Raw genomic sequence first — 13,582 nt, 5'->3', positions numbered from 1 at the left:
GCGGCTGCCGGTGTGATTGTCTGTCTTGGCTTCGCTCTGTCCTGCGATGTTTCGTTCCGCTCTGCCCTGTGGATATACTGACACTATGACTATTTCTCGTAACGCTTGGACCGTTGCCAGCCGCGTCGTCTACCCGGTGCGCGATCAGGATGCCACACTGCCGCTCTATGCCGCGCAGTGGACTCGGCCGAAGCTGTCCGAGACGGCCATCGACCCGCGGTTGAAGATGCAGCGGCTCGACTTTACGAATATGGGCCAAGACGACTTCTCTCGCTTGGTGGCGCAAGGGGTCACCGGGTCGGCGGCCGAGACCGGCCAACGGCCTGTTGACGAGCAGGTCACCATTAACTCACGCACATCGCTCACGCTCGCCCCCGGAGCGCACATCTCGCTGTGCACGTATTTCAATGCATTCCCAGCCTCCTATTGGAAGCACTGGACTCAGGTAACCAGCGTCCGCTTCTCGGCGCGGGTCAAGGGCAACGGGGAAATCACACTGTTCAAATCGACCGGTCGAGGCCTGTTCTCTCCGGTGGAGAAACTCGTCTGCGGCTCCGGTTTGGAGGGGGGTGCAGTTGGCAGGCATGCCAGCGGTGCTGCCCGTCGCGAGGAGAGAGTCGACACTGAAGCTGCTGCTGTGGCTGCCGCGAATAGTGCCGCTCGGTCTTCTCAGGGATCCCCAAGCGCCACTGATAGGTCCAAGGCACACGACTTAGACGGCGAGTACCGCGATATTGAAGTCATACTGCCGATGACGAACCTCATCGACGGCGGCTACTTCTGGTTCGATGCCAAAGCCGGCCGCGGTTCCGTGCTCACCGTCGCCGATGCCGCCTGGAGTGTGCCCGAGGCGGAGCGCACCGCACCCAAGCCCTCCACCCTGTCTATCGCCATCACTACGTTCAACCGGCCGACCTACTGCATGAACCAGCTTGAAGCCATGCGCAGCGAGCCTGAACTGTTGCAGCGACTCGACACCATATATTGCGTCGACCAAGGCACCGACTTGGTGGAAGCGCAGCCCGGTTTCGAGCCGCTGGCTGGTGAACTGGGGAACAAGCTCACCTACATCCGGCAGAGCAACATGGGTGGTTCGGCAGGCTTCTCTCGCGGTATGTTCGAGACGCTCAAGGCCGGTTCCAGCGCCTACACGCTGCTGCTCGACGACGATGCCATCAGCGAGCCGGAATCCATACTGCGCGCCCTGCAATTTGCGGACTACACGCGCAAGCCGACCATCGTGGGTGGTGGCATGTTCCACCTTGACAACCGTACGGTGCTCTACACGCAGGGTGAGCGCCTCGACCCTTCGCGCTACTGGATGAAACCGAGCCGTGGCCGCAGCTACAACCATGATTTCGCTGCGTTCCCGCTGCGCGACACTCCCTCGCTCCATGCCCGTGCCGGCGCTGATTTCAACGGGTGGTGGATGTGCCTCATTCCCGTGCAGGTGATGCGCGAGATCGGGCTGTCGCTGCCGGTGTTCATCAAGTTCGACGACATGGAATATGCGTTGCGCGCTCGCGAGCACGGGTTCCCCACGGTGAGTCTGCCGGGGGTGGCTGTCTGGCATCAGGCTTGGCATGACAAGGACCCCGGGCGCACGTGGGAGGAGTATTTCACTCAGCGCAACCGGTGGATTTGCGCGCTGCTGCATTCTCCCAAGCCCAACCCGCGCTTTGCGTACGACATGGTGTACGGCGATGCCGAACTGGGGTTGAAGTTCATCTATTCTGGGGTGAAACTGCGGCACATGGCCTTGCAGGATGTGCTGCGCGGACCTCAATATGTCGTCTCGTCCATGCCGGGCAAGTTGGACGAGGTGCGGCAGGCTCGTCAGGGTTTTGCCGACACTGATTTGCATGCGGATGCCGCTGATTTCCCTGAACCTGCGCGAGAGCTCGGTGACGGGGTGCAGGTTGCCGGGCATGCTGCTGCAGGACTGTCTCGTGTGGCGGCGCTCGGTGAGGCTTTGGCCAGCAAGCGCAGCGGTGTGCGTGCTGTGCGTCCCGACGTGGCAATACCGGCCGAGCGTACGGTGTGGCAGTCATATACCGGCGTGGATTCGGCTGTGGTGACCTCTCCCGACGGCAATTCTGTGGCTTGGGTGAAGCGCGACAGTGATTTGTTCCGTAGGCAGATGAAGGACGGCGTGCGTCTGGCAAAGGCGCTTATGGAACGTTGGGAGACGCTTTCCGCGCAGTATCGTGCCGCGGACATGGCCGGGGTGCAGGTGTGGGAGCGGATTTTCGACGCGCAGGAGCCGAAAGAATCGCAGGAGCCGCAGGATTTGCAGGAGGCGCCGGCGCGGTAAAATCTCTGTGATACTGGCGGGACTGCAGGTGTTTGCGTACGTTTAAGGCTGTTCGCGGGTCGGTGTTGCCCCGCGACACGCCTCAAATGTGGATAACCCCGACCATTCGTCCACATTCATTGTTTTTGCTGTTCCAACTGCTCGATATGCCGTTCAATAGAGGGCATGAACATTGAACAACACACACAGCAACAGCCATACACGCCTCGCCGTTCCTACGCGCGGAAGGTGCACGAGCAGACCGATGAGACGGGTGCTTTGCCGCCACGCCCACAGGCCGGGCCGCATCCCCTGCCTGCGGCGGTGTCGCAGCATTCCTTTTCTGATGAAGATGAAGGGACGCAGTATCTGGGGTCGGAGCCTTTAGCGCGCGCGGCTCCGAGTTTCCAGCCGCAGCGCGGGGAAATACAGCCTCGAGCGCGCGCGAAACCTTACCAGAGAAGTCGGCCAAGTGTGGGAGCCAAGCCTCTTGCATCGAGTGACACTGGGTGCCTGCGCAACGTGGTGGTGATGGAAAGTGCCAGTGGAGGGGTTGGTCTGAGCACCTCTTGCGCCATGCTTGCGTTGGAGATGAGCAGACGTGGCAGACGATGTGCACTGGTGGATGCCGATTTCCGCAAAGGCGGTCTCGACGTGCTGCTTGGGCTGGAAAATGACGAAGGCTTGCGTTTCGGTGGCATAGATCTTCCTCTGGGGCAGGTTTCCGGTTCAGTGCTGGTGCGTCAGCTCCCGCAATGGGAAGGCATCGCAGTGCTGTCGTTCAGCCCGTGGGAGGGTGAAGCGCCCGAATGGTGGAACGTGCAAGCCGTATTGCAGGCCTTGTCGCGCACTGTGGACGTGGTGATTGTGGATGCTGGCACGGGGTTGCTGGAGGCGGACATTCCAGAGCTGGCGCGTTCGCCACGTGTGGTGGTGACGGAACTTTCGGTGCTGGGAGCTAACCGGGCGCGTATCCTGCTCGGCCTTTCGGCAGCGCGAGAGTCTGGCTCGGGTTCATGGCCCGATGCCAAGGATGCGGACGGGGAGCGGTTGCCGGCTCTGGCTGTGCTGGGCGTTGAACCGCGTGGCACATTGCGTGGTCGGGGTGTGGTCTCCTGCTTGGATGCCTCGGAATTTTTGGAACGGGAGGTAGTCGGTCCGGTCAGGCCAGATGTCAAAAGTACCGGAGACTTGCTAGAGGGGCTGGGGCTGCAAAGTGTTCCCAAAGGTGCCAAGACTGCCATGCGGCAACTGGCGGACTGTGTGGAGGAACAGTTGAGGGCAGGTGATGAACCATGATGTTTGGTCCATTGGAGCAGCTGGCCCAGCGTGAGGAGGTCACCGACATCGCCGTTACCTGTGATGGGCGCGTGTGGGTGGACAGTGGCGACGGAATGCGCGAGTATCAGCCTCCGATCCCCTTCCGTTCGCCGCAGACGGTGCGCGAATATGCCACGCAGCTGTGCGCTCAACTGGGGCGCAGACTCGATGATGCTTGTCCGATTGCCGATGAGCGTGGGGTGAGGGTGCACGCTGTTATCGCTCCACTGGTGCCGCAGGGCGCTACTCTGTCCATCCGTTTTCCCAGCCGCACCGTGCCAAGACTGAGCAACCTGGGGTTGCGAGGCATGTTTCCGCCTCAATGGTTTCCCGTGCTTAAAGGACTGGTGGCCCGCCATGCCACCGTGCTCATCTCGGGTGGTACCGGCACAGGGAAAACGACTCTGCTCAAAGCGATGTTGAGGCAGTGCGATTCGAGCGAGCGTTTGGTGAGCGTGGAGGAAGTGCGTGAGCTGGGAGATGTGGGGCGCGGCAATTATGTGTCGCTGGTGTCGCGCGAGGCCAACGTGGAGGGGAAGGGAGCTGTGGGATTGTCGGAACTGGTCAAGGCCACGCTGCGCATGAGGCCAGACCGTGTGGTGCTTGGGGAATGCCGAGGCGAAGAGATCGCGGATCTGTTGCGTGCCTTCAACTCGGGGCATCATGGCGGCATGGTTACCGTGCACGCGGACAGTGTGGTCAGGGTGCCCTCGCGTTTGCTTGCATTGGGTTTGCTGGCAGGTTTGGATCGGCGGGCGCTCACCGTGCTGGCAGCCGATGCGTTCGACGTGATATTGCATATGGAACGTGTATTCGGGCAACGGCGTATCGCGCAGATTGGCGTGCTGCAGGCCGAAGGTGACAGGTTGTATGGGCGAGTCGTGGCGCAGTGGAATGGGGACGGTCGGGCTTCGGCCGGCTCAAAATGGGATCAATTTGCCCGCCGATGGGCAATCGAGGAGGGGAGCCGATGATGTACAGGGCGGGGATGAGTGGAGTTTGCTGGAATGTGCGAACTCGGCTGGAGAGGGGTGGGCGATGAATAGTGCGGCTTGGGCGGCATGGTGCTGTTTTGCCGCAGTGGTGTTGCGCTTTGCCGGGGGAGTGCCACTGGCAATGAGGTTGCGAGCGCGTCGTGCAAGGATGGGAACAGGTGTGTGGCGTGTGAAGCGCGGCCGGCCAACGGACTCGGCAGGTATACTTTCAGTCATCGATGCGGTTCGTGGCCATGTGCGTTCCGGAGGGGCGCTTACCAGTGCGTTCACTGGATTTGACGGAGAGCATCGTATCAGCTCTACGCCAGTGCTGCCCAATGTTTCCCGACTGCGCGGCATGCTGCATGACCGTGCCGGTCCAGGTGAGACGGAGCAGCAAGTAAGTCAGATGGCTGCAGAACTCCATATGGCTTGCCTGTTTAGCGAAAGCTTGGGATGTGAAGCTTCGCATTGTCTCGATGCGGTAGCGGACTCGTATCGGCGTATGAGATTGTTTGATGATCAAGTGAGCAATGCCTTCGCCGTGCCCAAATCTACGGTAAAACTGCTTACTGCGCTACCAGTGGGTACGCTGCTGCTTGGCCAGTTTCTGGGAACCAATCCAGTGCCGTTCCTGCTTGGTGCTGCCGCCGGAAGAGTGTGCCTGGTGTTCGGCTTATTGGCTTATGCGGGTGGATTGCTGTGGATGCGCTCGCTGATGTCGGGCGTTGCCGACGCTATGGAGTGACGCTGATAATTCAGTGGTTGAGCAGACATTGCGTACACAATATTGCTCATGCGAGGAAGAAGGGAACGATGAACAGTACGGTATGGGCGGCTTTGGCTGCCGGTTTCTTGTGGGCGTTGTGGCGGGCAAGGCCAAAGCTCACAACTGTACGCCTAGTGAGAGCGCAGGTAAAACGGTCTGCTCCTTCGCTCACGGTGGTGTTGCGTATGATGTCGGTTGCGTTGAGTTCGGGAGTTTCGATTCCGCGCTCGCTGGCTGTGGTCGGAACGCTGGCAGGTGGAGCCTTTGGCGCATCGTTGCGCAGCGTCTCCACAGCGTTGTTGCAAGGGTTGAATTGGCGTGATGCATGGGTTGCCGCAAGGCAAGGCGACTCGGAGGTTGTTGCTGCCGGTAAGGATGTGGCAGTGCTGCGTGACGCATTGGAAGACGCGTGGGTGCATGGGGCGTCTCCTATTGGTCGTTTGGAGAGTGCTGTGGAGCAGATGGATGCAAGCCGCCGTCATCACATCGAGCGGGCCGCTGCTGAACTATCGGTCAAACTGTTGATGCCTACGGGATTGTGCTTTCTTCCTGCATTCATACTTATTGGTGTTATTCCCTCGATTGCGTCGTTCACCGTGTGAGGAGAGAGCGTCTCATCGGCGAAACGTGGATAACTATGTGCATAACTGAGCAATGTAATAGCGCAACACGCCTCAAATGTGGATAACCCCGACCATTCGACCACATTACTTCAAAACGATCTGCAAACCGTGCGCGGCAAGGCACACTGGAATCATCGTCACAGAACAGGCGATACATAAGAATCAAAGGAAACGATACTGAACTGAACACTGAAGGAGACCATCATGACTACTCAAGCTATAGAGGTAATTTCCGGCGGCAACGCACTGGTACAGCAGGCAACAGGGCATATGGCGGCACTGAGCGAACGTATAAAACGCAACATGTGCACGCTTGATATGAAGATGCGCACCGCCATCTCACAACATGACGAAGGTGCTGCAACTGCTGAATATGCGATAGTGCTCGTGGCGGCCACAGGTTTTGGTGCGTTGCTGGTGGCACTGTTGAAATCTGGCATGGTAAAAGGGCTGCTTGAGGAAATCGTGAAGAAAGCGCTCGGCGTGGTTTGAGCCAGTTCGTGGCGTGGATGGAAAGATAAGGGGCGTGCAATGGTAGCGCAGCGCATGTGGAAGTCGGGAACAAGACTTTGGCGGTATATCAATCGTGCGGTTAAAGCCTCAAACACGATGAATGCGTGTGGCACGTCCGCGAACGTTCGATCATGGCTGCACAAACACCCAACCTTGCTTGCCCAATTCCGGCGGGCGGATGAAGGCGCCGTTACGGCTGAATATGCAGTGATATTGCCCGCCGTTGTGGTAATGGCGGTGCTGCTGCTCATGCTGACGCGTGCATCCACGGTTTCTTTGAACTGTCAAGATGCTGCGGCTGCTGCAGTGCGCACCGCCATCATCGCCCAAGATGATGGCAAAGCGCGTGATGCCGCCAAACGCGCAGCTGGAACAGAAGCGGACGTCTCATTGCAGCGTAGTGCCGGGCAAGTGACCGCAATCGTCAGTTGCCCGGTGGTACCGGATCCCATGCATGTGCTGCCCACAGTGGTACAAGGCAAAGCTTCCGGAGCAGAGCAGTGATGACTGAGCCAATGCTGTGGTATTGCCGGGTCAAGCCGAGTCAACGTAGGCATGCGTAGCGCGAGATACAGCAGATATATGTGGGAAAGGCAAAGTTATGGCAGTTCATCACAGCAATATATGCCAACGCCTCACGTCTTCATTGACCAAGCGTGACGAGGGGGCTGGCACGGTGAACGGTGTAGTGCTCGTGCTGATGGCTGCAGTGCTGCTCATCGCCTTAGCGGCTGGAGCCAGAATACTGCTCTCCATGGCTCGGGCGCGTAGTGCCGCTGATCAAGGCGCGATCGCTGCGGCACAAGCATTTCGAGCAGGTCACCATGATGTGTGCGGCATCGCGCAGCGGCAGGTCAGCGCCAACGCGGGTACGCTCGTCTCGTGCACAGTGGATGAGAGGGAGGGGGATGTGCGTGTCTGCGTGTACATGGAAACCGGTGTGCCTGTGGTGGCACGTGTTTCGGCCACCTCTCGCGCAGGGCCTGTGGACTGTGATTCTTAACGCTTTCGCCGTGCGCGTGCGGTGGTGAGCGAGTTGGTGAAGATAGCGAGGTAAAGGTAGGTTAGTAGGTATGGCACTTGCACTCTATCGGCGATATCGTCCTGACACTTTTGACGGAGTCATCGGTCAGGATCAGGTTACGATACCCCTCTCGAAGGCATTGGATAACGGCAGGCTGACCCACGCCTATCTGTTCTCCGGCCCCAGGGGTTGCGGCAAGACCAGTTCGGCTCGCATCTTGGCGCGCTGCATCAACTGCGAGCAAGGTCCCACATCCCATCCCTGCGGTGAGTGTGCCAGCTGCAAAGATCTCGCCACAGGCGGACCCGGGTCAATCGATGTGGTGGAAATCGACGCGGCGAGCCATAACGGTGTAGAAGATGCCCGTGAACTGCGTGAGCGTGCGGCGTTCGCGCCGGCGCGAGACCGGTACAAGATTTTCATCCTCGACGAGGCGCACATGGTCACCTCGCAGGGCTTCAACGCATTGCTCAAAATTGTGGAAGAGCCGCCGGAACATGTCATGTTCATCTTTGCCACAACCGAGCCGGACAAGGTGATAGGAACCATCCGTTCGCGTACCCACCACTACCCCTTCAGGCTGGTGCCGCAAGAGGTGATGGGCCCCTTCTTGGAGCATGTGTGTGTCGAGGAGCATATTGAACCCGAACCAGGTGTGCTAAAACTGGCGATGCGCGCCGGTGGCGGTTCGGTGCGAGACACCCTTTCCGTGCTCGACCAGCTGATGGTAGGTGCCGAGGATGGCCGTATTGCCTATGATGCCGCTGTGGCGCTGCTTGGCTTCACGCCGGATGAGCTTATTGGCGAAGCCATTGATGCCGTGGTTGAAGGGGACGGCGAGAGTCTGTACGGGGTTATACAGAATGTTGTGGTCGGCGGGTTTGAACCGCGACGATTCGTTGAAGACCTGCTTTCCCGAGTGCGAGACATGCTCGTGCTGACACTGGGAGGTGCCGGTGCGGCATCTGTGCTCGGTGACGATGCAGAACAAGACTTGGATGGTTTGAATCGCCAGGCGAAGGCATTGGGATTGTCGTCGCTTTCGGCGATGGCGGAGATCATCGATTCGGCGCTTGCCGACATGGTGGGTGCCACCTCGCCACGCATGCGCTTAGAACTGTTGGCTGCACGTTTGCTTGCCGGCCGGGAGAACGGCTTTGCGGAGGTCTCGGCACCTGCCAGTGGCAATGCTGCGGCTGGTGCGGCACCTGTAGCAGGCGGTTTTGCCAATGCAAGCGCATCTGCCGGCAATGGGAGGTCGAACTTCGTCGGCTCGTCCGGCAACGGTAACGCTGGCGGGGCGGTGCGAAGCGGTTTCGCTGGAGCCCGCAACAGGCAGCCGAACCAAGCTGGTGTCCCCAGCTCACAGCCAGCCCAAACCCAAGGGCAAGCTGACGCTACGCACTCGGCTAACACTCCTGCGGCTTCCACAGCTGACCCTGCAAAGGAGCATAATGCTGCCACAACGCCAGATAATGGCGCGAAGCAGAATGTTGCTGGCAATGTGCCCAATGATGCCAGTGGTGAGACGGCATCTGACGAGACAACCAAGACCGAAACGCCGACACTGTCCGCAGTGCAAAAAGCAGTACTCGAGCATGTCGGACAAGTCGATACGTCAGCCTCGCCGGACGAGAAATGGGATATGGTGCTCAAAGCACTGCCCGAAGGTGTGGGCGAGTATGTGTCGCGTGACAAAGTGCCCGAAGTGGTGCTGGAAACCAATCAGGCTGGACGTTCCCGCCTGGCCATGACTTTCGACTCGGCATTGAGCCAGCACGCGTTCGCACTGGCGCTCGCCTCCGATGCTGACAACAACGGTCAGAAAGCCTCTCACGTGGTGCTTGAAACGGTACGTGTGGTGTTCGGGCCGGGTGTGATGATCGCTCCCACAGGGGTGGCTGCGAATGGTGAACAAGTGGTGTCCACTAAACGCATGAAGCCCGAAGAATTGGCACAGGTCAAGCGCAAGATAGCTCTTGCCAAGGTGGGGCTGCCTGACGCCGGTGCCGCGCTGGCATCTGGACATGAAGGTTCGCAACCCAAAACCCGGAAGAAAGCCGGTGAGGACGCTCAACCGGACGCCGACGATTCCGCTCACCGAACACGGACCGCTGCGCCGGAAGACAACTCACAGCATGATGATCCTTTGTCGGTAAATGCCGATAAGGATACTGATCCGTGGGCTGCCGGTGTGAATGCAGGCGAACCTTCATCGCTGTCTCAAGACGTGTCAGATCAAGCCTCCATGAGGCCCGACACTGTGCTCGATGACCCGGATTACGACCCGTGGCAGCACCCGATGGCGACTGCCGGCACCGATCGGACTGAATCCGCTTCAGGTTCCGATGCCTCGGTTTCGCCCGCTAGCCAGTTGCCAAGTGAGAGCGCGCCGCAGGCCGACAATGCCGTACAACACAAGCATGTGTCTGTTCCGGATGTCGGTGACGGGGTGGACCCATGGGCGGTGCCCGAAGACGGTAATGCGGAAGCAGACGGCTCGGCTTCCCAGGCATCTTCCACAGCCTCATCGAGCACAGTCTCATCGAGTGCCGGTGCGTCGAGCGAGTCGTCGGATACACGTTCGGCTGACACAGATCGACCATCTCCACAAGACCGTCCGGACTTGCCGCGACCCGATTTCGATCGGTTCAGGCAGCGACAGGATACCGACATTCGTTCAGCGCCCCAAGTAGCGGCGGAAGATGATGATTATTCGCTCGACGACCAGTCACTTGGTGCCGCAAACGCCATGAGCGTGGATGATTTGAAACAGTTGTTCGAAGTCAAAAAGGTTGAGGAGTTCGCGGCAACGGACCCCAAAAACCCGAAGAACGTCAAGGCAATCAGTCATCATCCCGACGACCAATAGTGCCGATACCTACATAACTCAAAACAGTTTGTACAATTTGTATGACCTGCACAACCTGTACGACCGGTATGACTGGTACAACCTGTATGACCTGCACGGCATGTACGACCGGTATGACTGGTACAACCTGTATGACCTGCACGGCATGTACGACCGGTATGACTGGTACAACCTGCATGACTTGCACGGCATGTGCCGCTAACCTACCGCGTGCAGCACAGGCGTACCGCGTACGTCGCACACACCGTACGTCGCACACGCTGCACCGCCGAACATCGCACACCGCAAGGAGAGGAGAACACCATGGCAATGGCATATGACGGAGCCATCCAACGTCTCATCGACGCTTTCGCACAGCTTCCCGGCATCGGCCCCAAAGGCGCCCAACGCATCGCCTTCTACCTGCTTTCCGCCAGCAATGAGGAAGCTGAAGGCCTGGCAGACGCCATCAGGGAAGTCAAGGAAAAAGTAAGGTTCTGCGATATTTGCGGCAACGTATGCGAAACCAGCCCTTGCCCCATCTGTGCCGACCCTAGAAGAGACCACTCGGTGATCTGCACTGTGGAAGAGCCCAAAGACGTGATGAGCATCGAACGTACCCGTGAATACCGCGGCGTATACCACGTACTGGGCGGTGCCATCAACCCCATGGCGAACATCGGCCCCAGTGACCTCGCCATCGCAGGCCTGCTCGAACGGCTCAAAACCGACGAAGTCAAAGAAGTGATTCTGGCACTAGACCCCAACATCGAAGGCGAAGCCACCGTCACCTATCTCAGCCGGCTGCTGTCCCCGCTGGACTTGAAAGTTACACGCCTGGCAAGCGGTCTGCCCGTAGGCAGCGACCTCGAATATGCCGACGAAATCACCCTGGGACGAGCGCTCGCCGGACGTCAAGAAGCCTGAGCGCGTCCCACATCGTGAAGAACAGGGCGGATGGTCGGTGTGACATCCCTATAATGGCGGTGTTCCACAAGAGAGAAAGGGGTGGGTCGTGGCTCTAATCGTGCAGAAGTACGGTGGATCGTCCGTAGCGGATGTCGAGTCCATCAAGCGTGTTGCCAAGCGCATCGTGCAGACCCGGCGCGCCGGCAATGATGTGGCAGTAGTCGTTTCCGCCATGGGAGACACTACCGACGACCTCATTGACCAAGCCCACAGCATCGACTCCAATCCCTCGGCAAGAGAGATGGACATGCTGATGACCGCAGGCGAGCGCATCTCCATGAGCTTGCTCGCCATAGCCATCCAGTCTGCCGGCGAGCGCGCCTATTCGTTTACCGGATCTCAAGCCGGGTTCATGACCGACGCGCAGTTCGGAGCCGCACACATCAAAGCGGTCAACCCCGAACGAGTGAGCCGCGCCCTCCATTCGGGCAGTGTCGCCATTGTGGCCGGTTTCCAAGGCATCAACACCGAAGGCGACTACACCACGCTTGGTCGAGGTGGTTCAGACACCTCCGCAGCGGCGCTCGCCGTGGCATTGGGTGCCCAAGTGTGCGAAATCTACACCGATGTGGACGGTATCTTTACCGCCGACCCGCGCATTGTTCCCACAGCGCGCCACATCCCCGTTATCAGCTACGACGAGATTTTGGAAATGGCGTCGTGTGGTTCGAAGGTGCTGGCGTTGCGTTGTGTGGAGTATGCGCAGCGTTTTGGCATGCCGCTGCATGTGCGCAGTTCCTTCTCGAGTCGCCCCGGCACGTTGGTGGTGCCCGAAGGTATGGATGCGAGGAGTCTGCCGAACGTGGGCGAGCAGCCGCCGCATCGTCAACATGCTGTGCCCGCCGATGAGGTGGCACGCACACAAGGAAAGGCCGAATAATATGAGCGAGACCAACGCAAACAGCACTGACACAAACAGCACCGGTGCAAACGGCACTGACGCAGCTTCCGGTGCGGCCTGCGAGTCCATGGGCGACCTGTTCCCCGACCTCGGCCAGGAGGCTCCCGTCATCTCCGGCGTAGCCCATGACCGCAGTGAATCCCTCATCACCGTGCGCGGCGTGCACGATGAGCCCGGCATGGTGGCGCGCGTTTTTGAGTGCCTCGCCACCACAGGTGTGAACGTGGACATGATCGTGCAGGCCGGTGCGTCCACGGGCACTGCCGATATCTCGTTCACTCTGCCGGAAGCTTCCACCGCCTTGGCCAAGGAAGCCCTGGAACGCAACGAGGAGAAGCTCGGCTATCAGTCTTGCGACGTTAATACGGAGGTCGGTAAGGTGGCCGTAGTGGGCGTGGGCATGAAGACCCATTCCGGCATTGCGGCCAAGTTCTTTACCGCGCTGAGTGAGCAGAACATCAATGTGCTCATGATTTCCACGTCCGAGATTCGTATCGCGGCACTGGTGCCTTTGGTTCAACTGGACGACGCGGTGCGCGCGTTGCATACAGCCTACGGTCTGGACGCCGAACAGGTGGAAGCCACCGTATACGGCGGTACCGGGCGCTGAGCGACGAGTCAAGAGCCAGGATAACTGAACAGGCTCGGTGCATTGCTGAGCCACCCCGATGATTGCTAGGAAGACACAACGGCTGACGCAGGATCTACATTCCCAGGTGTCAGCCAACCCGAGAAAGGGCTACTATGGCTCAGATAAACGAACATGGCGTTGATGTGGCGGTATTGGGCGCCACTGGTCAAGTGGGCATGGTGATGCGCCGAGTGCTGGCGGAGCGTTCATTCCCCGTACGCAACCTGCGATTCCTGGCCTCCGCCCATTCGGCAGGTAGCGTGTTGAACTGGCAGGGGCACGACATTACGGTGGAGGACGTGGCGACCGCTGACTTGAGCGGCATTGACATCGCCATTTTCTCGGCTGGCGGCGGTACTTCGAAGGTGTGGGCGCCCAAGTTCGCCCAGGCCGGAGCGTTCGTGGTCGATAACTCCTCGCAGTGGCGTATGGATCCCGACGTGCCGCTGGTGGTGGCGGAAGCGAATCCGGAAGACCTCGATACCATCCCCAAGCGCATCGTCGCCAACCCGAACTGCACCACCATGGCTTGCATCCCTGTGCTCAAGCCTCTCGCTGACAAGTTTGGCCTGAAGCGGCTTATCGTCAGCTCCTATCAAGCTGTTTCTGGCGCGGGTCGTTCCGGAGTTGAGCAGCTGATGAACGAGGCACGTACCGCGATTGACCAAGGTGCCGATCAGCTGGTGTTCGACGGTTCTGCCATCAACTTCCCCG

General features: G+C 59.4%; 14 protein-coding genes. All 14 read left to right on the top strand.

Annotation, left to right across the window (positions count from 1 at the left end):
• Positions 1–85 precede the first annotated feature (85 nt).
• The gene (locus AC3B5A_RS05940; protein WP_489799622.1) at positions 86–2,314 is read left to right on the top strand and encodes a glycosyltransferase; all 2,229 of its coding nucleotides are present in this window, start codon (positions 86–88) and stop codon (positions 2,312–2,314) included.
• 165 nt (positions 2,315–2,479) lie between these two features.
• Positions 2,480–3,592 carry a P-loop NTPase gene (locus AC3B5A_RS05935; RefSeq protein ID WP_489799621.1) on the top strand — a complete coding sequence of 371 codons (1,113 nt, stop codon included), beginning with the start codon at positions 2,480–2,482 and terminating at the stop codon, positions 3,590–3,592.
• The gene (locus AC3B5A_RS05930; protein WP_489799619.1) at positions 3,589–4,587 is read left to right on the top strand and encodes a TadA family conjugal transfer-associated ATPase; all 999 of its coding nucleotides are present in this window, start codon (positions 3,589–3,591) and stop codon (positions 4,585–4,587) included. The genes AC3B5A_RS05935 and AC3B5A_RS05930 overlap by 4 nt, the downstream gene beginning before the upstream one ends.
• Positions 4,588–4,651: 64 nt before the next feature.
• Positions 4,652–5,335 carry a type II secretion system F family protein gene (locus tag AC3B5A_RS05925; RefSeq protein ID WP_489799618.1) on the top strand — a complete coding sequence of 228 codons (684 nt, stop codon included), beginning with the start codon at positions 4,652–4,654 and terminating at the stop codon, positions 5,333–5,335.
• 68 nt (positions 5,336–5,403) lie between these two features.
• Positions 5,404–5,958 (top strand): type II secretion system F family protein, encoded by a 555-nt coding sequence (locus AC3B5A_RS05920; RefSeq protein ID WP_489799616.1) that lies wholly within the window; start codon positions 5,404–5,406, stop codon positions 5,956–5,958.
• Between the two features lie 291 nt (positions 5,959–6,249).
• Positions 6,250–6,471 (top strand): DUF4244 domain-containing protein, encoded by a 222-nt coding sequence (locus AC3B5A_RS05915; RefSeq protein WP_489799845.1) that lies wholly within the window; start codon positions 6,250–6,252, stop codon positions 6,469–6,471.
• A 39-nt stretch (positions 6,472–6,510) separates the two neighbouring features.
• The gene (locus AC3B5A_RS05910) at positions 6,511–6,996 is read left to right on the top strand and encodes a DUF4244 domain-containing protein (protein ID WP_489799614.1); all 486 of its coding nucleotides are present in this window, start codon (positions 6,511–6,513) and stop codon (positions 6,994–6,996) included.
• Positions 6,997–7,093: 97 nt separating this feature from the next.
• Positions 7,094–7,495, top strand: a complete 402-nt coding sequence (locus AC3B5A_RS05905) for an Rv3654c family TadE-like protein (protein WP_489799612.1) — start codon at positions 7,094–7,096, stop codon at positions 7,493–7,495.
• Between the two features lie 70 nt (positions 7,496–7,565).
• Entirely contained in the window at positions 7,566–10,388 is a 2,823-nt protein-coding gene (gene dnaX / locus AC3B5A_RS05900; protein ID WP_489799610.1) for a DNA polymerase III subunit gamma/tau, read from the top strand.
• 28 nt (positions 10,389–10,416) lie between these two features.
• Positions 10,417–10,590: a hypothetical protein gene (locus tag AC3B5A_RS05895; RefSeq protein ID WP_489799608.1), complete on the top strand. Its 174-nt coding sequence runs from the start codon at positions 10,417–10,419 to the stop codon at positions 10,588–10,590.
• 101 nt (positions 10,591–10,691) lie between these two features.
• On the top strand, positions 10,692–11,294 hold the full coding sequence (gene recR, locus AC3B5A_RS05890) for a recombination mediator RecR (RefSeq protein ID WP_489799606.1): 603 nt from the start codon (positions 10,692–10,694) through the stop codon (positions 11,292–11,294).
• Between the two features lie 88 nt (positions 11,295–11,382).
• Positions 11,383–12,216: an aspartate kinase gene (locus AC3B5A_RS05885; protein ID WP_489799604.1), complete on the top strand. Its 834-nt coding sequence runs from the start codon at positions 11,383–11,385 to the stop codon at positions 12,214–12,216.
• An 88-nt stretch (positions 12,217–12,304) separates the two neighbouring features.
• On the top strand, positions 12,305–12,847 hold the full coding sequence (locus AC3B5A_RS05880; protein ID WP_489799843.1) for an ACT domain-containing protein: 543 nt from the start codon (positions 12,305–12,307) through the stop codon (positions 12,845–12,847).
• A 134-nt stretch (positions 12,848–12,981) separates the two neighbouring features.
• Positions 12,982–13,582: aspartate-semialdehyde dehydrogenase (locus AC3B5A_RS05875; protein WP_489799602.1), on the top strand; the 601-nt coding region annotated here is incomplete at its 3' end.

Source organism: Bifidobacterium sp. ESL1133, from assembly GCF_058107325.1.
Note: the sequence above shows the minus strand (reverse complement) of the source record. Positions and strands in the feature narration are given on the sequence as shown.

Bases quoted from the DNA above. Each gene is read 5' to 3' on its own strand.
- AC3B5A_RS05940 (WP_489799622.1), top strand. From the start codon at position 86: ATGACTATTTCTCGTAACGCTTGGACCGTTGCCAGCCGCGTCGTCTAC.
- AC3B5A_RS05935 (WP_489799621.1), top strand. From the start codon at position 2,480: ATGAACATTGAACAACACACACAGCAACAGCCATACACGCCTCGCCGT.
- AC3B5A_RS05930 (WP_489799619.1), top strand. From the start codon at position 3,589: ATGATGTTTGGTCCATTGGAGCAGCTGGCCCAGCGTGAGGAGGTCACC.
- AC3B5A_RS05925 (WP_489799618.1), top strand. From the start codon at position 4,652: ATGAATAGTGCGGCTTGGGCGGCATGGTGCTGTTTTGCCGCAGTGGTG.
- AC3B5A_RS05920 (WP_489799616.1), top strand. From the start codon at position 5,404: ATGAACAGTACGGTATGGGCGGCTTTGGCTGCCGGTTTCTTGTGGGCG.
- AC3B5A_RS05915 (WP_489799845.1), top strand. From the start codon at position 6,250: ATGGCGGCACTGAGCGAACGTATAAAACGCAACATGTGCACGCTTGAT.
- AC3B5A_RS05910 (WP_489799614.1), top strand. From the start codon at position 6,511: ATGGTAGCGCAGCGCATGTGGAAGTCGGGAACAAGACTTTGGCGGTAT.
- AC3B5A_RS05905 (WP_489799612.1), top strand. From the start codon at position 7,094: ATGGCAGTTCATCACAGCAATATATGCCAACGCCTCACGTCTTCATTG.
- dnaX (WP_489799610.1), top strand. From the start codon at position 7,566: ATGGCACTTGCACTCTATCGGCGATATCGTCCTGACACTTTTGACGGA.
- recR (WP_489799606.1), top strand. From the start codon at position 10,692: ATGGCAATGGCATATGACGGAGCCATCCAACGTCTCATCGACGCTTTC.
- AC3B5A_RS05880 (WP_489799843.1), top strand. From the start codon at position 12,305: ATGGGCGACCTGTTCCCCGACCTCGGCCAGGAGGCTCCCGTCATCTCC.